This window comes from Nocardia asteroides (genome assembly GCF_021183625.1).
In the GTDB taxonomy this organism is placed as follows: Bacteria; Actinomycetota; Actinomycetes; order Mycobacteriales; family Mycobacteriaceae; genus Nocardia; species Nocardia asteroides_A.
In genome coordinates this window covers 6,771,926-6,791,528 of record NZ_CP089214.1, presented here as the reverse complement: position 1 = coordinate 6,791,528, position 19,603 = coordinate 6,771,926, and the positions used below count along the sequence as shown (strand labels likewise).

Annotated in this window: 20 protein-coding genes; 9 read left to right on the top strand and 11 right to left on the bottom strand. The window is 69.4% G+C overall.

Annotated elements, in window-relative coordinates:
- The first annotated feature begins 90 nt into the window (after window positions 1-90).
- From LTT61_RS31490 to ligD, 4 genes are all read left to right on the top strand, one after another.
- Window positions 91-717, top strand: coding sequence for a TetR/AcrR family transcriptional regulator (locus LTT61_RS31490; protein WP_233017638.1), 627 nt, complete (start codon window positions 91-93; stop codon window positions 715-717).
- Between the two features lie 94 nt (window positions 718-811).
- Window positions 812-1,204: a cold-shock protein gene (locus LTT61_RS31485; protein ID WP_420094719.1), complete on the top strand. Its 393-nt coding sequence runs from the start codon at window positions 812-814 to the stop codon at window positions 1,202-1,204.
- 103 nt (window positions 1,205-1,307) lie between these two features.
- Window positions 1,308-2,390, top strand: a complete 1,083-nt coding sequence (locus LTT61_RS31480) for an ATP-dependent DNA ligase (RefSeq protein ID WP_233017636.1) — start codon at window positions 1,308-1,310, stop codon at window positions 2,388-2,390.
- Window positions 2,387-3,391 (top strand): non-homologous end-joining DNA ligase, encoded by a 1,005-nt coding sequence (gene ligD, locus LTT61_RS31475; protein ID WP_233017635.1) that lies wholly within the window; start codon window positions 2,387-2,389, stop codon window positions 3,389-3,391. Before LTT61_RS31480 ends, ligD begins: the two co-directional genes overlap by 4 nt.
- Before the next feature lie 2 nt (window positions 3,392-3,393).
- On the opposite strand, the gene LTT61_RS31470 is transcribed toward ligD, so the two are convergent.
- Both LTT61_RS31470 and LTT61_RS31465 read right to left on the bottom strand, forming a co-directional pair.
- On the bottom strand, window positions 3,394-3,636 hold the full coding sequence (locus tag LTT61_RS31470) for a hypothetical protein (RefSeq protein ID WP_233017634.1): 243 nt from the start codon (window positions 3,634-3,636) through the stop codon (window positions 3,394-3,396).
- Window positions 3,615-4,031: a TerD family protein gene (locus tag LTT61_RS31465; RefSeq protein ID WP_233017633.1), complete on the bottom strand. Its 417-nt coding sequence runs from the start codon at window positions 4,029-4,031 to the stop codon at window positions 3,615-3,617. Before LTT61_RS31465 ends, LTT61_RS31470 begins: the two co-directional genes overlap by 22 nt.
- A gap of 106 nt (window positions 4,032-4,137) precedes the next feature.
- On the opposite strand from LTT61_RS31465, the gene LTT61_RS31460 reads away from it, so the two are divergent.
- Window positions 4,138-4,659: a hypothetical protein gene (locus tag LTT61_RS31460; protein ID WP_233017632.1), complete on the top strand. Its 522-nt coding sequence runs from the start codon at window positions 4,138-4,140 to the stop codon at window positions 4,657-4,659.
- Here the strand turns inward: LTT61_RS31460 and LTT61_RS31455 are convergent, their stop codons facing one another.
- The 3 genes from LTT61_RS31455 to LTT61_RS31445 all read right to left on the bottom strand — a co-directional run bounded on the left by LTT61_RS31455 (window position 4,660) and on the right by LTT61_RS31445 (window position 7,297).
- The gene (locus LTT61_RS31455; protein ID WP_233017631.1) at window positions 4,660-5,406 is read right to left on the bottom strand and encodes a hypothetical protein; all 747 of its coding nucleotides are present in this window, start codon (window positions 5,404-5,406) and stop codon (window positions 4,660-4,662) included. It abuts the gene before it with no gap.
- Between the two features lie 120 nt (window positions 5,407-5,526).
- Window positions 5,527-6,168 carry a TetR/AcrR family transcriptional regulator gene (locus LTT61_RS31450; protein ID WP_233017630.1) on the bottom strand — a complete coding sequence of 214 codons (642 nt, stop codon included), beginning with the start codon at window positions 6,166-6,168 and terminating at the stop codon, window positions 5,527-5,529.
- The gene (locus tag LTT61_RS31445; RefSeq protein WP_233017629.1) at window positions 6,152-7,297 is read right to left on the bottom strand and encodes an acyl-CoA dehydrogenase family protein; all 1,146 of its coding nucleotides are present in this window, start codon (window positions 7,295-7,297) and stop codon (window positions 6,152-6,154) included. The genes LTT61_RS31450 and LTT61_RS31445 overlap by 17 nt, the downstream gene beginning before the upstream one ends.
- A 145-nt stretch (window positions 7,298-7,442) precedes the next feature.
- Here LTT61_RS31445 and LTT61_RS31440 point away from each other — a divergent pair, with 145 nt between their 5' ends.
- Window positions 7,443-8,873, top strand: coding sequence for an SDR family NAD(P)-dependent oxidoreductase (locus LTT61_RS31440; RefSeq protein WP_233017628.1), 1,431 nt, complete (start codon window positions 7,443-7,445; stop codon window positions 8,871-8,873).
- Window positions 8,874-10,005: 1,132 nt separating this feature from the next.
- Here the strand turns inward: LTT61_RS31440 and LTT61_RS31435 are convergent.
- Entirely contained in the window at window positions 10,006-10,626 is a 621-nt protein-coding gene (locus LTT61_RS31435; protein WP_233021330.1) for a hypothetical protein, read from the bottom strand.
- A 140-nt stretch (window positions 10,627-10,766) separates the two neighbouring features.
- Window positions 10,767-11,585, bottom strand: a complete 819-nt coding sequence (locus LTT61_RS33025) for an SAM-dependent methyltransferase (RefSeq protein ID WP_269821915.1) — start codon at window positions 11,583-11,585, stop codon at window positions 10,767-10,769.
- A 617-nt stretch (window positions 11,586-12,202) separates the two neighbouring features.
- On the opposite strand from LTT61_RS33025, the gene LTT61_RS31425 reads away from it, so the two are divergent.
- Complete coding sequence (locus LTT61_RS31425) at window positions 12,203-12,649, top strand: NUDIX hydrolase (protein WP_233017627.1); 447 nt, start codon at window positions 12,203-12,205, stop codon at window positions 12,647-12,649.
- A 62-nt stretch (window positions 12,650-12,711) separates the two neighbouring features.
- On the opposite strand, the gene LTT61_RS31420 is transcribed toward LTT61_RS31425, so the two are convergent.
- The 3 genes from LTT61_RS31420 to LTT61_RS31410 are packed head-to-tail and all read right to left on the bottom strand — an operon-like array spanning window position 12,712 to window position 15,237.
- A complete protein-coding gene (locus tag LTT61_RS31420) occupies window positions 12,712-13,365 on the bottom strand; it encodes a hypothetical protein (protein ID WP_233017626.1) in 654 nt (217 codons plus the stop codon).
- A 7-nt stretch (window positions 13,366-13,372) separates the two neighbouring features.
- Entirely contained in the window at window positions 13,373-14,515 is a 1,143-nt protein-coding gene (locus tag LTT61_RS31415) for a radical SAM protein (protein ID WP_233017625.1), read from the bottom strand.
- On the bottom strand, window positions 14,512-15,237 hold the full coding sequence (locus LTT61_RS31410; RefSeq protein WP_233017624.1) for a hypothetical protein: 726 nt from the start codon (window positions 15,235-15,237) through the stop codon (window positions 14,512-14,514). The genes LTT61_RS31415 and LTT61_RS31410 overlap by 4 nt, the downstream gene beginning before the upstream one ends.
- Before the next feature lie 245 nt (window positions 15,238-15,482).
- Here LTT61_RS31410 and LTT61_RS31405 point away from each other — a divergent pair, with 245 nt between their 5' ends.
- Window positions 15,483-16,760, top strand: a complete 1,278-nt coding sequence (locus LTT61_RS31405) for an XRE family transcriptional regulator (protein ID WP_233017623.1) — start codon at window positions 15,483-15,485, stop codon at window positions 16,758-16,760.
- A complete protein-coding gene (locus LTT61_RS31400) occupies window positions 16,757-17,641 on the top strand; it encodes a phosphotransferase enzyme family protein (protein WP_233017622.1) in 885 nt (294 codons plus the stop codon). The genes LTT61_RS31405 and LTT61_RS31400 overlap by 4 nt, the downstream gene beginning before the upstream one ends.
- A 25-nt stretch (window positions 17,642-17,666) precedes the next feature.
- On the opposite strand, the gene LTT61_RS31395 is transcribed toward LTT61_RS31400, so the two are convergent.
- On the bottom strand, window positions 17,667-19,490 hold the full coding sequence (locus LTT61_RS31395; RefSeq protein ID WP_233017621.1) for an alkyl/aryl-sulfatase: 1,824 nt from the start codon (window positions 19,488-19,490) through the stop codon (window positions 17,667-17,669).
- Window positions 19,491-19,603 lie beyond the last annotated feature (113 nt).

Genomic DNA, 19,603 nt, shown 5'->3' with positions numbered 1-19,603 from the left:
AACCTTCCGTTCGGTATGTTGATCCGGTTTGCCGGAGGACCGCGAGGCCGCAGCACCGGGGCGCGCGGCGGCACCGACTAGGGTGAGGCCGTGCAGACCGACAGACCAGCCGACGACACGGGAGCCCGGATCTGGGGTGGGACCACGCTCACCGAGCGCCGGGAGGCGCGGCGCGCCGGTCTGCTGGACGCGGCGCTCGATCTGATCGGCGAGTCGGGCGCGGCCGGGGTCACCATGCGGGCCGTCTGCCGCAGGGCCGGGCTCACCGACCGCTACTTCTACGAGAGCTTCGCCGGCCGCGACGAACTGCTCGACGTGCTCTACCGCCAGGTCGCCGAGGAGTTCCTCGGGCCGATGACCGCCTTCGCCGTCGCCGACGACCCGTCCAGGGACCGGGCGCTCTCCGAGTTGCTCGTCGACAAGGTGCTCGACGACCCGCGCAAGTCCCGGCTCTTCCTGGTCGAGCCGTACTCCAGCACCGGGCTCGGGCAGACCACCATCGCGGTCATGCCCGCCTTCACCCGGCTGCTGCAGGACCACCTCTTCGCGCACATCGGGGACCCGGTGCGGCGCAGGCTCGCCGCGGTCGCCATGGCCAGCGGCAACGCCGGGGTCTTCTCGGCCTGGTTGAACGGGTCGCTGCGCGCGACGCGGGACCAGATGACCGACCACCTGGTCGCCACCATCACCGCCTACCGCGCGCTCTATCGCCCCTGACCCCGCGGCACCAACCGCCCGAAGGGACCTTTCCCCGGCCCGTTCCCGCACTGCGGGCTACAGTGGCCGCACGTCGAGGGCGAGGAGCGCGTTGGTGGCCATCGGGAAATTGGTGTCGTACGACGCCGCACGTGGATTCGGGTTCATCCGCCCCGAGGACGGCGGCCCCGACGTCTTCGTCCACGTGAACGACATCGGCCTCGACGAGGACGAGCTGCGCGAGGGCAGGGTCTTCGAGTTCGACATGACCGAGGGTGACCGCGGCCCCAAGGCCGTCAACCTCACCGCCGCGGGCCCCGCCCCCGCCGCCGCGCCGCGGCAGCACCGCCGCGATCGCACCGCCGGGCCACTCGGGGCCGATGAGCACAAACGTCTCGTGACGGAACTGCTGCTCGAGGCGAGCCCCGCGTTGACCGCCGGTGAGATCCTCACCATCCGCGACCGCCTCACGGAATTCGCCGAGCAGCACGGCTGGGTGGAGGGTTAAGCCCCGCACCTCCCCCGTTCTGTCGGTCCCCGGACCTACGATCGAGCGCGCACCGACGATTTTCCCGGCGTCGCGCCGTCTGTCGTACGACTGAGGAGGTTGCGTGGATCTGCCTGTGATGCCACCGGTACGGCCGATGCTGGCGAAGACGGCTCCCGCGGTGCCGCGGGAGCCGGGGCTCGCGTTCGAGCCCAAGTGGGACGGGTTCCGGTGCGTGGTGTTCCGGGACGGGGACGAGGTCGAGCTCGGTTCGCGCAACGACCGTCCGCTCACCCGGTACTTCCCCGAGGTCGCCGAGCTGCTCGCCGAGGCACTCCCGCCGCGCTGCGTGGTGGACGGCGAGATCGTGGTGGTCACCGACGACGGCCTCGACTTCGACACCCTGCAGAACCGGCTGCACCCGGCCGCCTCGCGGGTGGCCAAGCTGGCGAAGGAGACCCCGGCCAGCTTCGTCGCCTTCGACCTGCTCGCGCTCGGCGACGAGGACCTCACCGAGCAGCCCTTCGCCGAGCGGCGCCGACGGCTGGAGGGCATCCTCGACACCACCCTCGCCCGCGTGCACCTGACCCCGATCACCCGCGACCCGGAGGTCGCCGAGGACTGGTTCACCCGCTTCGAGGGCGCCGGCTTCGACGGCGTCATGGTCAAGCGCGACGATCAGCCGTACCAGCAGGACAAGCGGGTGATGCTCAAGGTCAAGCACGAGCGCACCGCGGACTGCGCGGTCGCCGGCTTCCGCTGGCACAAGGACGGGCAGGGCGTCGGCTCGCTGCTGCTCGGGCTCTTCGACGACGAGGGCAGGCTGCACCACGTCGGCGTCGCCAGCAGCTTCACCGCGGCCCGCAGGCGCGAACTCGTCGACGAGCTGGCCCCGCTGCGGGAGAACGCGCTGGCCGAGCACCCGTGGAAGGAGTGGGCCGACGCCGCCGCGCAGGCCGCCGCCGACGGCAAGATGCCGGGCGGGGTGAGCCGCTGGACCGGCGGCAAGGACCTCTCCTGGGAGGCGCTGCGGGTGGAACTCGTCGCCGAGGTGCGCTACGAGCACGTGCAGTCCGGGCGGCTGCGGCACGGGGGGAGGCTGGTCCGCTTCCGCTCCGACCGCACCCCGCAATCCTGCACCTACGCCCAGCTGGACGAGGTGGCCCCGGCCGAACTGCACGCCATCTTCGGCGAGGAGACCCGGTGAGCACCAAGGGAATCGAGGTCGAGGCGGGCGACCGCACGGTCACCATCAGCAACCCCGACAAGGTCTACTTCACCAAGCGCGGCGAGACCAAGCTCGACCTGGTGCGCTACTACGAAGCGGTCGCCGAGCCGCTGCTTCGCGCCATCGGCGGCCGCCCGCTCATGCTCGAACGCTACCCGGACGGCGCCTCCGGGAAATCCTGGTTCCAGAAGCGCGTCCCGGCCAACGCCCCGGACTGGCTGCACACCGTCCAGGTCGCGACCCCGAACGGCACCACCGGCGACGCGCTGGTCGCGCACGACCTCGCGCACGTGCTCTGGGCGGTGAATCTCGGCTGCCTGGGTTTCCACGTCTGGCCGCACCACGTCCCCGACCTGGCGATCGCCGACGAACTCCGGGTCGACCTCGACCCCTCCCCCGGCATCGGCTTCGCCGACCTGCGCGCCGCCGCGCTCCGCGTCCGCGAACTCTGCGCCGAGCTCGGCATGCGGACCTGGGTCAAGACCTCCGGCTCGCGCGGCCTGCACCTCTACATCGACCTCGAGCCGCGCTGGGACGCCTACCAGGTGCGCGCCGCCGCCGTCGCGCTCGCCCGCGAACTCGAGCGCAGGCACCCGGAGACCATCACCGCCGCCTGGTGGAAGGAGGAGCGCGGCAGCCGCGTCTTCGTCGACTACAACCAGAACGCCCCGCACAAAACGGTTTTCGGCGCCTGGTGCGTACGGCCGAAGGTCGGCGCCCAGGTCTCCACCCCGATCACCTGGGCGGCACTGGACACCGTCGTACCCGAAGACCTGACCATCGCCACCGTCCCCGCCCTGCTCGCCGAGCACGGCGATCCCTGGGCCGACCGCGCCCCGCAGTCCATCGACACCCTGCTCGAATGGTCCGAGCGCGATCTCGCCGACGGCCTCATGGACGCCCCCTGGCCGCCCAACTACCCCAAGATGCCGAACGAGCCGCCGCGGGTGCAGCCGAGCAAGGCGCGCAAGGAGGCGTAGCCTCACCAGCTCCCGGCGGGGTCGGGGCAGCGGCCGGTGTAGGTGTTCAGCCCGATGCCCCGATGGGCCGACTTGCTCCGGCCGACCGGGCCGTTGCGCGGTTCGCGCACCCAGCTACCCCGGTTGTCGAGGCCGGGCATGTGCTCGCTGTACCGCGTTTCGCCGTCGACCGTGAGGACGCCGTCCTGCACGTCGATGTGCGCGACGGTGGCCCAGTACGAGTTCATGCCGTTCCCGACGAACACCGTGATCTCGTCGGCGTCCGGGCCGGGCAGCCCGTCCGGCCCCGGCCGTTGCGCCGATACAGCGCGACCACCTGCAGCACCGTCTCGGTGGAGAGCCGGTCGGGCACGAACCGGAAGCCCTCGGAGTGCCCCTGCACGGTCACGGTCAGGCTGCCGAGCGAGCCGAAGTCCCGCCCCTGCGCCTCGGTGCTGCCGGTCACCACGATCCGGTGGATGCCGGGCGGGACAGCGGCGAGATCGATGCCGACGGAGGCCTCGCTCAGCAGCACGACGCCGGGCTGCTTCGGGTTGTTGTAGAAGACGAGATCCTCGTCGCCGCGGACCTTGCCGTCACCGCCGAGCAGCACCGCGGCAACATCGACGGCACCCGGCCCGCCCGCGTGCCCGACGGTCACCGTGAAGACGCGGTCCGTGAGATCGGTCTTCGAGCCCCGTTCGACCGACAGGCGTCGCCTAGAGTCCGGAGCGGGACATCCCGCGAACGACGAAGGGACACAGTTGATGCCGGAGACCACCGAGGTGCTCCTCGACGACTTCGAGACCACCGCGCGCTGGACGCTCGCCGGCCCGGGTGCGGGCCGCACGCATCTGACCACCTTCGCCGAGGGCGCGCCGGACAAACGGCCGGTCGACTACGCCGACGGCAGGCGCGGGGCGGACCGGCGGGCGCTGGTGCTGCTCGTGCGGGACGCGGAGAACGAGCTGGAGATCGAGCTGGCGGCGCGGCCGGATCCGGCGTTCGCGCCGAGCGGGGTGGTGTCGGCGGTGGGGGTGTACGTGCGCTCCCCGCACGCGGAGATCCGGGTCTCGGCCGACCTGGTCACCGCCGACGGCGCGCGATGCGAGGTGCCGCTCGGCCGGGCGCCCGCCTCCGGGGAGTGGCGGCGGATCGAACACGAGCCGGTGCAGCCGCTGGCCGGAGCCGAGGTGCGGGCGCTGCGGGTGCGGCTGGTCGAGGTGGTGCCGCGCGCGGGTGAGGTGATGATCCTGCTCGACGACCTGACCGCGCGCACCGCGCGCTGACTACTCGCTGGTCCAGAGCCCCCACACGGTCCCTCGGGAACCGTTTTCACAGATCAGCGCTCGATTGTCGCCGGTGCGCGCGGACTTGCCCCGGCTCGGGTCACAGCTCCCGCCCGGCTGCTGCACGGTGGTGTTGATGGTGAAGGGGCCGACCCAGGTCTGCCCGCCGGAGCCGCCGAGGCAGAGCATGGTGTCGCCGTCGGCGGTGGTGCCGATGGCGCCGACCGGCACCTCGGTGCAGGAGGAGCCCTTGCGCGCGACGGTCGCGACCGGCTCCGGCGCGCCGGGGCCCGCGTCGCCCGCGGTCGGCGCGGCGACGGTGGCGGGCGCCGTGGGGGCGGGTGCCTGCGGCAGGCTCATCACCGTGGTCTGGCTGGTGTCGCGGACGGTGTTCTGCGCGCGGTCGACGACGTCGTCCCAGGCCGAGCCGCCGAGCACGAAGAGCCCGGCGACGACCGCGGCCTCGGCGGCGCCGAGCAGCAGCGCGAAGACCGCCATGGTCTTGCCGCGCGGGTGCGCGAAGGCGATCAGCCCGAAGACCAGCGCGATCGGGAAGAGCAGCAGCAACGCGCCGACCAGCGCGATGACGGCGTACGGGTTGACCAGCGGGCCGCGGCTGTCGTCGTCGTCGTCCTCGACGCGGGGCCATTGACCGGAGGGGCGTTCGTCGCGCTCTTCCTCGTTCCAGCGGTCGCCGTAGCGATACTCCGCGCGGCGGTCATCGGCCCATCGTTCGGTCCGTACCATCTGGTCCCTCTCACCTCGTCTCGCGGCGAGAGTTCCCCGATAACGCCCCGATCACGGAGAAGAATAGGGGCTATTGCCCGATAGCCGACGGGGAAACCGGCAAGCGGTCGGGAACAGTCGCTATTTTCGCGGCCGATCTATCTCCGGCATCGTCGTGGTCACCAGCGTGAGCAGCACATCCGTGAGCAGAATGTGGACTTGGTCACGTTCCAGCGAGCCCCGCGTTATCCACTCCCGCCCGGCTACTTTCACCAGCCCGCCGAAGGCGCGGACCACCGCGCGCAGTTCTTCGCCGCGCGCGGATTCGCCGAGTCCGACCATGGAGAGCAGCCGCTCCGCGGCGGCATCGTCGGCCTGGTCCAGGATCTGCTGGACCTCGGGGTCCTCGCCGACACCCTCGTGGCTGGTGACCTTGACCCAGGTGCTGCCGTGCTCGGCGATGGTGTCGAGCAGCCAGGTGACGCTGGCGCCGACCCGGTCCCGCGGCGAGCCGGTGGGCACCACCATGGCGTCCTGGTGCGGCAGCGTCACCATCCGGCGCACGACCGCCAGGTAGAGGTCGCGCTTGTTGCCGAAGTAGTGGTTGATCAGGCCGCGCGCGACCCCGGCTCGCTGCGCCAGCTCGGCGGTGGAGACGGCCGCGTAGGGCCGCTCCCCGAACATGTCGATCGCGCACGCCAGGATCTGCGCGCGCCGCTCGTCCGGCTCCAGCCGACGGCGGCGCGGCGCCTCCCCGGTGCCTGTCTCAGAGCGAGCGGGCAACGAGATCCTTCATCACCTCGTTGCTGCCCGCGAGAATGCGCAGCACACGGGCACCGGTGTAGAGCTGGGAAATCGGATACTCCGTCATGTAGCCGTAGCCGCCGAACAATTGCAGGCAGCGATCGACAACGATACCGAGCTGATCGGTGAGCCAGTACTTCGACATGGCAGCGGTCGGGATATCGAGCTTCCCTTCCAGGTGCTTGGCGATGCAATCGTCGAGGAAGGTCCGGCCGACCTTCGCCAGCGTGGCGCACTCGGCGAGTTCGAACTTGGTGTTCTGCAGCGCGAAGAGCGGCTTGCCGAATGCCTCGCGGCCCTTCGTGTACTCGACGGTGATCTTCACCGCCTGCTCCATCATGGCGACCGCGATGATCGCGGTGACGAGCCGCTCCTGCGCCAGCAGCTGCATCATCTGGTAGAAGCCCTGGCCCTCGGCCTCGCCGAGCAGGTTCGCGGCGGGGACGCGCAGGCCGTCGAAGAAGAGCTCGGCGGTGTCCTGCGACTTGCCGCCCATCTTGTCCAGGATGCGGCCGCGCTCGAAGCCGGGGGTGTCGTCGCTCACCTCGGCGAAGATCAGCGAGACGCCCGCCGCGCCCTTGGTCGGGTCGGTCTTGGCGGCGATGATGATGCCGTCGCAGAGCCAGCCGTTGGTGATGAAGATCTTCGAGCCGGTGATCACGTACTCGTCGCCATCGCGCACCGCGCGGGTCTTGATGTTCTGCAGGTCGGAGCCGGTGCCCGGCTCGGTCATGCCGATCGAGAGCACCATCTCGCCGCTGGCCGCCTTCGGCAGCACCCGCCGCTTGAGCTCCTCGGAGCCGAAGTGGTGCAGATAGGGCGCGATGATCGAGGTGTGCACCGGCATGCCGAGCGAGCCGTCGCCCGCCAGCGTCTGCTCCTCGATGATGGCCGCCTCGTGCGCGAAGGTGCCCCCGCCGCCGCCGTACTCGGTGGGGATACCGGTGCAGAGCAGCCCGAGTTCCCCCGCGCGGTTGTACAGCGCCCGGTCCGGGTGGCCCTGCCGCACGAACTTCTCCGCGTGCGGCACGACCTCCTTCTCGAAGAACGTCCGGGACAGCTCCCGGACCGCCTCGACCTCGTCGTCACTCCACACGGCGCGTGCCATCTCTTCTCCTCGCTCGGTTCGCTCCAGATTCCAGCACTATTGGCGTGCTGTCAACAAGAGGCGCGGGGTGTGCGGGAGCACTTCCGGGCATTTGGGAGAATGGGCAGGTCGTTGTCCCGCTCGAAGAGAGATGCCGCCCGCCGCGATGGCCGAAACCACGATCGATCCCGCCGACCTCGCGACCTGCCTCCGCGTCCTGGAGCAGGCCGGGCGGCTCGACAAGGAGCACCCCGACTCGCTCACCGTGCAGCGCGCCGTCGGGCACATGTTCAAGAAGCTCAAGCAGGCCAAGCGCGATGCCGTCCGGGATGCCGTCGCCTCCGCGGACAAAGCTGTTGTCGCCGCTACCGCGACCGGGTCGCCGAACCGGATCGACGACGAGACCGCGGGCATTCGGCTGAGTTCCACCGCCGCCGGGGCCAGCGCGGGCACCCTGCTCCGGGCGCGGCCCTGCTACATCTGCAAGCAGCGCTACACCCGGGTGGACGCGTTCTACCACCAGCTCTGTCCCGAGTGCGCGGCGCGCAGTCACGCCAAGCGCGACGCCGGCGCCGACCTCACCGGCAAGCGGGCGCTACTCACCGGCGGCCGCGCCAAGATCGGCATGTACATCGCGCTGCGGCTGCTGCGCGACGGTGCGCACACGACGATCACCACCCGCTTCCCGAACGATGCCGTGCGCCGGTTCAGCGCCATGGAGGACAGTGCGGACTGGCTGCATCGCTTGCGGATCGTCGGCATCGATCTTCGCGACCCCGGGCAGGTGATCGCGCTCGCCGACGATGTGGCGGCGCAGGGGCCGTTGGATATCTTGATCAACAATGCCGCGCAGACCGTGCGGCGCACCGCGGGGGCCTACAGCGCGCTGGTCGACGCCGAGTCGGCGCCGCTGCCATCCGGGCCGCGCCCCGATATGATGACGCTCAGCTCCGGCGTGCAGCAGCACCCGACCGCGCTCACCGCCGCGCTCGCGCCCGAGCTGACCGCCGCCGATGTCGCCGAGCTCGCGCTGGTGGCGGGGTCGGCGACGCCCGAGCGGATCGCGCGCGGGGTGGCGATCGATGCGGGTGGGCTCGTTCCGGACATCACGCACACCAACAGCTGGGTGCAGACGGTGGCCGAGGTGGAGACCACCGAACTGCTCGAGGTGCAGCTCTGCAACTCGGTCGCGCCGTTCATCCTGGTCTCCCGGTTGCGTCCGGCGATGGCGGCCGCACCCGCGCGCCGGAAGTACGTGGTGAACGTGTCGGCGATGGAGGGTCAGTTCAGCCGCGGGTACAAGGGACCCGGCCATCCGCACACCAATATGGCGAAAGCCGCGTTGAACATGCTGACGCGCACCAGCGCCAAGGAGATGTTCGAGACCGATCGGATTCTGATGACGGCGGTCGATACCGGGTGGATCACCGATGAGCGGCCGCATCACACCAAGGTCCGGCTCGCCGAGGAGGGGTTTCACGCGCCGCTCGATCTCGTCGACGGGGCGGCGCGGGTTTACGATCCGATCGTGCGCGGGGAGTCGGGGGACGACGTCTTCGGTTGCTTCCTGAAGGACTACGAACCGTCTCCCTGGTAGAAGAGCGCGGTGCGTTATCTCGCCCGAGTTGCGGTAGTTTCCGGTTCACGCGTTCGGAGCATCGAGCCGGAGCGCGAAGATTCGTCATCGGCCTTAGCGCCGGGTCACGCCGGCGGATCGAGGGATACTTCCAGCGGGCGGAGAACGAAGCCGGCCGGATCGCCACCACCCCGTTCCGGCGAGCTCGAAACATCCCCGGCGCACTGTCGGCGCTCGAACTCGAATTGCGGTAACCCGCAGTTCCTCGAGCGGATTCCAGTGCCTGTCCGGAGTTCGCGCTGGGGTCGCCAGTCCATTGGAATACCGGTTGATCTATCGGGTTCAGCGGTCGCGATGGCGTTCGGTCCCGCGGCCCGGTCGCGTTCCTCTCGCCCGCCACGGGTGCTTCCCTCGGCGGGAGGTTCGCGGTATGGGGACTGGTACTCCGGCGGTGGGCGGCTGATCGCGGCGCGGAGCGGGCGAGACGTTCAGCGGCCGCACGCTGACGTTGCAGCGCGACCTGCTGCTCGCGGCTGAGGCGTTCCGCACGAGCCCGGTCCTGCTCTCGGGTGCGGTCCTGTTCGCGGGCTCGGTCGTGCCGGCGGGCCTGGCGCTGCTGACGGGCTTGTTCACCGACGCCGGGAAGCTCGAGTTGCCGGCCCTGTTCCCGCTGGAGACCCAATGCCCAGATCTGTCTGGCATCGGCTCGGGAAATGACCTGGTGGTTGAACTGGCCCGGAAAGTCGCGGGCGAGCCCGTTGATCAGTTCCTGGCACGTCTTCGACACCGCTTCGCCCTGCACCGAGCGCAGCACATGCTGGGACACGGTCCCGCGCGCGAGCAGATCGCGCACCGCTTTGAGCTGCTTCTCGTCCTTCTTGCCCTCGATTCGCCCGGACTTCTCCTCGATCGCCTGGACGCGGCCGTCGACCTCGCGGGTCTTGTCGAACTTGACCTTGCCGATCCGCGGCGAGGTGAAAGTCCGCGAGCCCTGGGAGTAACCGCGCTCGCGATCGCGGTAGTATTCGGCCGCACCGTTTTCGAAGATCCGGCCTCGCCGGTTGTTGTCGAACCGCTCGCGGTCCTTGTCGTACTCCGGCACAACGCGCCCCCCGACGCCCATCCCCACCACGCCGCCGACGGGGCGCGGTCACTAACCGGTGCGGGATTCGTCCCGCTCGGCCTGCTCGTGATCGGCGGCGTACTCACCGAGAGCGGCAGCGAACTCGGAGAACATGCCCTCGTGCTCCTCGCGGTGGTAGCCGATCATCGACTCCATCACGAACCACGCCGTGAGCTCGTCCTCATCCTCGGTATCCAGACGCAACGCCGGATTGATCGCGTCGTAGAAGCTGCACTCCCGTCCCGGCCACTCGTAGTCGATCCACTGCCCGCCCGCGTAGGCGATGAAGCACTCCCCGACGAAGCAGATGAACGCATCGGTCATCTCCGCGTTCTCCGGTCCCATCGCGGTTTCGAGGTCCGGGAACAACTGCTCCACGATCGGATTCAGTCTGCGAGCCTCGGACGAGTCCGGCGCCCACGGGCTCTCGGGAAGGTCCTCGATCTCGGCCAGCCGCATGAACCGCCGCGCCGCCGCCAGACGCCGGGCGGGATCGACCCACTCACCCCATGCGGTGCGCTCGACCTCGACCCCGAGGTCCAGACCGTACTGATCACCGTCCGACAGTGCTCGAGCGTCGTCTGCCATACCCGTGCCCTCCTGTCGTCGCTGCACTACGCATGATCGCCGCAGCGGCCCGCTGCCGGGCACGCGAAGCGGTCCCCTTCGACGGGATGCTACCGCCGCGAACCCCGCGACCCCTGTCGCTCGACAGTGAACCGCAGGCGCGCGAAACTCGCCGCGCGAGTCCCGGAGCCTGTTCCCTCGGGCTGACCAAGGCTGAGCTGAACTCACCGGCGATGCCAGGCCCCGGCGGCGCGCCCCGGGTGTGGTGGACGGGCCGTGAGCGAGTCGGCTCCACTGAACCCCCGATTCGGGGTTCTCGCCGGTGTTCTGGCCGTGATTGGGCCGTCCCGCCGTAGGGATTCCTGTCGATTGGGCAGGCGGCAGGTCATCAACCGGCCCGCGCCCAAACCAGCAGCGCTGGTCGGTGCCGTGGTCATCGCCAGCCCGCCGGTGGGGCCGGGGTGCTGGACACCCCGGCGTAGAGGAAGACTCGCGCGTCGCGGCGCTGCGACAGCCAGGCCGCCCCCACACCGTCGGGCGGCCCGCTGCCGGGGTCTGTGGTCGTTTCGGTAGCGGGTTGGGTGCGGGGGCGGCGCGGGGATGCCAGCGGTGCGGCACCGTGAAGCCGGGGGCGATCGGTTCGAGACCGGTGAAGAAGTGCGCGAACTCGGTGTAGGTGCGGGTGCGGACTTCGATGCCGTGCTCGTGGTGGATAGCTGCCGCTGCGGCGGTACCGGCGGGGAGTCGAAATCACTGGTCGCGTGGGTGCGGGTGAGATAGGAGCCCAGGGCAAACGCGGCCAGCAGGGTGTCCACGATGTCGTGGGGGTGGTGGTGATTGCCCAGGAAATGCAGGAGCGCGACCATCGACACCGCCACCAGCCGTGACAGGTCCGAGGTATCGGCGAGCGCCGGGTATTTCAGGATCTTGTCGGGGTCGGCGTCGGCGTCGGCGTCGGCGTCGGCGTCGGCGTCGGCGTCGGCGTCGAGGCAGGCCACCCGCCCTTTGTCGGGGCCGGTGAGCATCGCCCGCGCGTGCGCCAGAACGAGGGGTCGTCGTCCACGTAGACCACCCGCCCCACTTCAGTTGAAGTCGATTCCGGTGTTCGGGGCCATCCGCCAACTTCTTTGCCTCGCCGTCCGCTGCCTCGATCAAGGTTCGAGAAAAAGGCTCTCGTTGGGCAGACGGCCGGTGTGGGGAGTGCCGTGTTCACTCACTCGGACCGTGTCGGCGAGGCGGTGACGTTGCAGGTCGCAGATGAACACCAATGCCGCGGTGAGGCAGGCGACGAATCGAAATTCGAGTCCACCGACGGTCAATGTGAGCCATACATCCGGCTCGTCAGGACGAGGAGTGGACCTGCTCACGTGCACCTACCGGACGACCGTGGTGGCAGCGTCGACCAACTCCGCCACGCTTCGCGCATCGCCGCCGCCGTGCGTAGCAGCAACTCTTCGGGGGCCTTCTCAACGGGAGAGCACGGGGGCGGGTAGCGGCGCTCGGTCGCGACGGGTCGACAGGGCAGATTCTTCACGGTGTCTCCGGAATCGAGGATGGTCCGGGTGGTATGCGCCGGACGCATGAGAGCGCGGTAGCCGCGGGCTTACGGTGTGCTCGCGTCGCCCAGGGCGGGCGGGGTTATGACGAATAGAGGCTGGTGATGGCGGTGGCCGGTGCGGAGCGGCACAAGGTAATCGGGGATGTGCATCTCCTGCTCACCGACGAGGAGGGGCGCGTGCTGTTCGGTCAGCGCGCGAACACGGGGTACGAGGACGGCGCGTACCACGTGCCGTCCGGTCATCTGGAGGCCGGTGAGTCGGTGTTGGATGCGCTGGTGCGGGAGGCGAAGGAGGAGATCGGGGTGACGATCGATCCGTCGGCCGCCGAGTTCGCTCACGTCATGCACAACTCGTCCTCGGGCGGACGGGTGGCGTTCTTCTTCCGCGTGCGGCTGGGTGAACAGCAGCCGTCGAATCGGGAGCCGGACAAGTGCGACGAGCTTGCGTGGTTCGCGCTCGACGCGCTGCCGGAGCGGATGATCCCGTACTGCCGGGAAGCGTTGCAGCACATCGTTGCCGATCGTCGCTTCTCGATCTACGGCTGGTAGCAAGCCCTATCTACCGGGAGGGCGCCGCCGCTATCGGTGGCGCACTCCCGGAATTGCCATGTTCAGATGATCTTCCACTCGGTGAGGGAGTCGACCAGCTCCCGGAACCGCTCGCCGGACATGCGCTTGGAGCGGGCGACCTCGGGTGTCTCCTCCGCCGAGCCGTACTGCCACCAGGCCTGCCCGGTCTTGTTGTCCATGACAAGGAACCGGTCTGTCATGGCCGGGCCACGGACGACGAGCGAGACGGTGCCGGGCTCGGCGACGACGGCGTGGATGGCGCTGTGGTGCAGGGTGTAGCTCACTCCGGGCTGCTCCCGCCGGACCATCACGGCGGCGAGGCCGGCCGGGTCGAGGTCGTCGCGCAGGTCGGCGGGCTGGTAGATGCGGTGCCGGTACTCGCCGCGCAGGATGTGGCTGGAGTAGGTCCAGCGGTGGTTGTGCGGACGGTCGTGGTAGCCGGGGCCGAAGACGTGGAGCCGGATGCGGATGCCGGTGTCGGGGTCATCGAAGAGGACGAGTTTGTCGAGGATGTCGTAGTGCTCGCAGAGCGCCATGAGACGGGGCGTCTCGCGGATCGCGGTCAGCCCGCGTCGCACGAGGTAGGTGCCGGTGGTGAAGTGGGCGAAGATCTTGCGGGTGGCGGAGTCGACGGCTTCGACGTTGTCCCAGTCGAGATGGCGCAGCGGGTCGAGCAAGTTGTCGTAGGTGATCACGGGGCTCCTATTCGGGTTTGGCGCTGGATTTCCAGAGGCGGCAGACGGGGACGATGTCGGGGTACTGCGAGCAGGAGCTGGCTCCCATGACGATCTCCTCGGCGGGGCAGCCGCCGAAGCAGGCCGAGGATTTGCACCCGCCGCACGCGCTGTCGACCAAGGGGAGCGTGAACAGGTCGAACTCGTTGGTTCCGGTTTCACGGTTGAGAACGACCTGATTGCCCTTCATGCGAGCGAAGTAGCTGTCGGTGTCGAACAGGTAGGAGCAGACGTAGGCGCGGCCGTCGGGGAAGACGCTGATCCGGTCGAGGGTGCGGCCGATGCAGCCCTGGTAGCCCTCGGCGGCGTAGCGGTCCATGTCGTCGCGGTGAGCGTAGGTCGGCTGGAACCACACCCGCGTTCTGTGCTCGGAAGCGACGGCTTCGAGGCGGTTGCAGAAGCTCACCCACTCCGGCGGAGTCATGGCCATCTCGGGACTACCGTGGCCGGTGCCGATGGTGCTGAAGACATGGAACTTCACCAGCGAAGCACCGATCTCGTCGGCGATGGTGAGCAGGTTCAGCACATCGGATTCGTTGGCCTTGTTGACCGTGCAGATGATGCAGGTGTCGAAGCCGCGGGCGCACAGCTCTGCGGTGGTGTCCATAGCGATGTCGAAGGTGCCCGCGCCGCGCACGGCGTCGTGGGTGGCAGCGCTTCCTCCGTCGAGGCTGACTTGGACGTAGGCGAAGTCCGAGGGTTCGAGCTTCGCGAACTTCTTGCGAGCGGGCTGCTGGGCGTTGGTTGTGGTGATGACGTGGCCGTAGCCGATCTTCGCCGCGGCCTTGATGGAGTCGACGTAAAAGGGATGCAGGGTCGGTTCGCCACCGAGGATGGTCAGTTTGTCGCCGCCCAACTTTCGCCACACGGTGAGGGTGTCGATGATCTGCTGCGGCGACATCTTCAGCGCCCGGTCGAGCCGTTCGCCCATGTAGCAGTGCTCGCAGCGCAGCTGGCAGGCCTCGGTGATGTAGAGGTATACGTTGCGGAATCGGCCGTAGGAGACGCGGTCGACGCGGCCGGGTTCGGGGACTGCGGCACCGCGCGGCATGCGCGCGTGGCCATAGCTGTCGGGTTTCGTGGTCGGGGCGGGCAGCGGCACGATGGTCATACGGCTTTGCTCCTGCTGATCAGCATCGGCTCGACGCGCGCAGCCAGGAAGGCTGGCTCTTGGTCGGCGTCGAGGGTGGTGACGGGGTGTCCGAGGCGGGTGAACGCCTCCCGGATCGTGACGGTGGAATCGCTGTGGCGACGGCTGCGGGCGGCGAACAGTGAGGGTGCGTCGCCGCGGCGGGGATGAAGCAGGCCACCGCAGCGCGCGCAGGTCCACGGTCGGGAGGCGACCCGGTCCGCCGGCATGCGCGGATCTGCGATCGGGTCCTGCTCGCAGTGGTGGCAGACGCGCCGCCGCTCGGCCCGGCGGACCCGCGCGCGTTCACCCAGTTCCAGCTCGACCGGCTCGAGCGCGCACCGCGGCGCGATGTCGGCGAGGACAGTGACCAACATCCCTACCTGTTCCGGCGTGCCCGGGAAATTGTCGAGCAGGACAGTGTCGAGCAGGTCGTTGTCCGCAGTGCGTTCGAGGAAGCCCCGAATCGCCGGCTCGACGATGCTGTCGGGCAGCCAGCCGAGCCTGTCCGCGGCGGATGTCGTGGCCGCGAGGTCGTCGACCGGCACATGCTCGCGCAAGCGGAAGGTCATGCGCCGCGGATCGGCTCCGAGGCGGAGGGTGAGGGTGGTCTTACCGACGGCCGGCGGCCCGAGGATTGGAACAACGATCGCTAAAGCCATTTCGTCCCTTTCGAATTCGATTTCCCGGACACCGACGACCATCGGTGCTCGGGCGAGCTGTCGACGAACAGCGCGACGTATCCCGGGTATGCGCGAGGCACATACCGGGTGCCTCTTGCGGTGCTAGCGTCCAAGGATTCACAGGGGGTCACGTCGTTGAAGCGGGGAAGATGACGCGGATGAGCGGGGAGCGGTGTTGCGTCGAATGTGGTGGCCGACTGAGCCGCTACAACCCGGCGCAGTGGTGCGCGACTTGCGCACCGGCCGCGGTCGATGAGCCAATGGAGATGTCCGCGCAGTTCTGGTGGAGCGAACACATGCTCGCCGCGCTGTCGACCTGGCACCTGGGCCGCGTCATCTACGCCTACCGCACTCACCCGTTCCACGGCCCGCAGCCTTTATCGCAGAAACGGGTCGCGACCTGGCTCGACGTCACCCAGGCTCAGCTGAGCCGGATCGAGACCGGCCCCGCCCCCGAAATCATGACCAAACTGATGCGCTGGTCCCAGATCCTGCGCATTCCCGCCGAGCTCCTGTGGTTCAAGCTGCCGAGCACGTCTACCCTCGGCGACGTGAACCGCAACGAATTCCTGCGGACCGCAGCCGCTGTCACCGCCACAGCGGCCGCATCGCCTCACGGCCTGCTGCAACTCCTCAACGACACCGGACCAGCCGATCTGCCAACGCGCGTCGGCTCGGCCGAGATCGAACAACTTCGCGCTGCCTCGACACTGTTCGCCGGTTGGGATGCTCGCTACGGCGGCGGGCTGGTGCGCGAAGTGGTGGCGGCCCAACTGCGCGTCGCGGTGTCCTACCTCCGCGCCGGGTGCGCCCCCAGATACCGCAGCGACCTGTATGCCGCTGTCGGTTCGCTGGCCCACACAGCAGGGTTCATGGCATTCGACGCCTGCGTGCACCGCGACGCTGCCGACATGTTCGACTTGGCGCTGAAGTGCGCCGAGGAGGCCGACGCGTGGCAACTCCGCGCGAAAATACTCTCGTCCACGGCCCGCCAAGCGATCTGGACCGGCAAGCCGAAAGACGGCCTGCGCTTCGTCCAGCAGGCGTTCCTCTACTCCGATCGCCTCACCGCCACCGAACGGGCGATGCTCTACACCGCCAAGGCACGCGCACACGCCAAACTCGGCGCGGTGGAGGAGACGATGACCGCCGTCGGGAACGCCGATGAGCAGTTCGGTCGATCCGAGCCCGGCGAGAATCCGAGCTGGATGGCGTACTACGACGCGGCCCAGCACGCAGGCGATACCGGGCACGCCTTGTTCGACCTGGCGATCCACGGCCGATTCGGCAGCGAAGCACGCCAGCGGTTGCAGACCGCCGTCAAGGATCACACCGGCGACGCCGAGCGATCCCGAACGATCTCGACGATCAAGCTGGCGTCGCTGACAATGGCCACCGGTGATCCCGACCAAGCGGTCAGCATCGGCTCCACTGCCGTGCAGCGGGCGTCATCGCTGCGGTCGATGCGCGCCGCCGAGGATGTCCACGAGTTGCGAACCTTCGCCCGCCGCGCGGGCGCGGACCTCGCGCAGGCTCGCGAATGAATAATGAAGACCTCGAAGCCGTCGCCCGAGCCGCGTGCTCGGCCGTGGGGTTGAACGCCTCCGACCTCGAGCCGATCAAGGTCGCGGAGAACGCGATCTATCGGGTGCCGTCCGCCGCGATCGTTGTCCGCGTCGCGAAACCCGGCCAGGAAGCCGCCGCGGAACGCGAACTCCTGATCGCCGACTGGCTGCGTCGATCCGGAGTCCCGGCTGTCGAACCGGCCGATCTCGCAACCACTTTCGTCATACAGCGCGATCACCCGGTGAGCTTCTGGAAAGAGCTACCCGAACATCACGGTGCGACCGCTCCCGAGATCGCCCGCGCCTTACGTACGCTGCACCGACTCGAACCGGCGGAGTTCTTGCCCGACATAGACCCGTTCGTCCGGCTCGATCAGCGAATCGACGCCGCGGCCGCGACGAGTCCCGCGGACCGTCGGTGGCTTCGCCGCCACCTCGCGGAACTACGAGAACGGTGGGCCGAGCGAACGGGCGGAATGCCGTGGGGGCCGATACACGGCGACGCATGGGACGGCAATGTCGTCACGACCACGGACGGCACCACGCTGTTCCTCGATCTGGAACGCGCGTCCGTCGGCCCCCCGGAGTGGGACCTGACCTCCACCGCCATCAAGCGCAGTTCGTTCGGCTGGATCAGCCGGCAGCAGTACGCGGGCTTCGCGCAGGCGTACGGTCACGATGTCGAGACCTGGCCCGGGTTCCCGCTGCTCCGGGATATTCGGGAGATGCGCATGACCTGCATGGCGGTGCAGGCCGCGGGACGGGACAGCGGGCGAGCTCGCCAAGCTCAGCTGCGCGTGGACTCGCTGCGCGGCCGTCGCGGCCCGCGCCCGTGGCGCGGCTGGGAAGCCATGCCCTGACCCTGCCGACCAGGACAACGGCGGCCTACGGGGTCACGATGGGGAACCGGGGGTCGGGGGTGTCGAGCAGCCCGGCGAGGGTGGTGAGCACCTGCGGGTCGCCGTCGACCTCGACCCCGTCGAGACCGGCACCGCCGAGCGCGGCGAGCAGCTGGGGTTTGGTGAGGGTCAGGGTTACCTCGGCCTTGCCGTGCAGCGGCGCCTCCGGTGTGTCGGTGCGCTGGGTCAGTGCCCCGCGGGAGAGGGTCAGCCGGACCGTGCGGTCCAGGTCGGTGAGGCGCCAGTCCATGGTGAAGTCGGTGTCGGCGGCGCGGAGCCCGTCGACTCGGACGGCCATCGCGTCGATGAGCATGTCGATCGGCAGCGCGAGCATCATCTGCGGGTCGGCGGTGTCGATGTCCAGGTCGGTGACGCCGTTGCGGAGTTCGCGGGCCCCGACCAGGAAGAAGTTGCGCCAGGTGCCGTTCTCGGCGCCGTAGCCGAGCCGCTCGTAGACCTCGGCCAGCGCGTCGCGGGCGCCGTCGTGGCCGGGCTCGGCGAAGACCGCGTGGTTGAGCAGGGTCGCGGCGAACCGCGGGTCGCCGTGCTCGGCGTACTCGCGGCCCTTGGCCACGAGCGCGTCGATCCCGCCGTAGTCGGCGACGTAGCGGCGGGCGGTCTCGACCGGGGGGTGCTCCCACAGGTGCGCGGGGTTGCCGTCGAACCAGCCCATGTAGCGCTGGTAGATGGCTTTGACGTTGTGCGAGAGCGAGCCGTAGTAGCCGCGGTTGGCCCACAGCCGTTCCAGGGCGGGCGGGAGGCGCAGCTCCTCGGCGATCTCCGTGCCGGTCAGGCCCCGGTTGAGCAGCCGCAGGGTCTGGTCGTGCAGGTAGGCGTACATGTCGCGCTGGCCGGTGAGCCAGCCGGTCCAGTTCTCCGCGCCCCAGGTCGGCCAATGGTGCGAGGCGAAGGCGACGTCGGCCTGCTCGCCGAAGAGGGCGACGGCTTCGTCGAGGTAGCGGGCCCAGACGCGGCTGTCGCGCACCAGCGCGCCGCGCAGGGTGAGCACGTTGTGCATGTTGTGGGTGGCGTTCTCGGCCATGCACAGCGCGCGCCGCTCCGGGAACAGGAAGTTCATCTCGGCCGGGGCCTCGGTGCCCGGGGTGAGCTGGAAGACGATGCGCACCCCGTCCACGGTCTCGGTCTGCCCGGTGGCGGTGATGTCCACGGTCGGTGGGATGAGCGAGATGCTGCCGGTGGAGGTGGTCATGCCGAGCCCGCAGCCGAGCTGCCCGGCCGGGCCGCGCTCGAGCCCGGTGCCGTACATGAACAGCGCGCGCCGGGTCATGGCGTTCCCGGCGTAGACGTTCTCACTGACGGCGTGCTCGAGGAATCCGGCCGGGGCCAGAACCGGCACCGGCTCGGCGTCGGCGGGCAGCACGCCGCGGGCGCCGCCGAAGTGGTCGACGTGGGAATGCGTGTAGATCAGCCCGGTCACCGGGCGATCGCCGCGGTGGCGGCGGTAGAGCGCGAGCGCGGCGGCGGCGGTCTCGGCGGAGATGAGCGGGTCGATGACGATCACCCCGCGCTCGCCCTCGACCAGGGTCATGTTCGACAGGTCGAGGTTGCGGACCTGGTAGATGCCATCGCAGACCTCGTACAGCCCCTGCAGATTGCACAGCTGTCCCTGCCGCCACAGGCTCGGGTTCGCGGTGTCCGGGCAGGCGCCGGTGAGGAAGTCGTAGGCGGTGCCGTCCCAGACCGGGCGGCCGTCGGCGGTGGTGATCACCGCGGGTTCCAGCGCGCCCAGGTAGCCGCGGGTGGCGTTGTCGAAATCGGTGGTGTCCTCGAAGTCCAACTGCTCGGTCATGGCTGCCTCCGTGAGATCGGGTGTCGCGCGCCCGGCGGCCCGACGCTATCGGCCCGCCGGGGGCTCGGGTATCACCCGAATCGGGTGATATCGGACGGCTGTCCCCTGGCTTA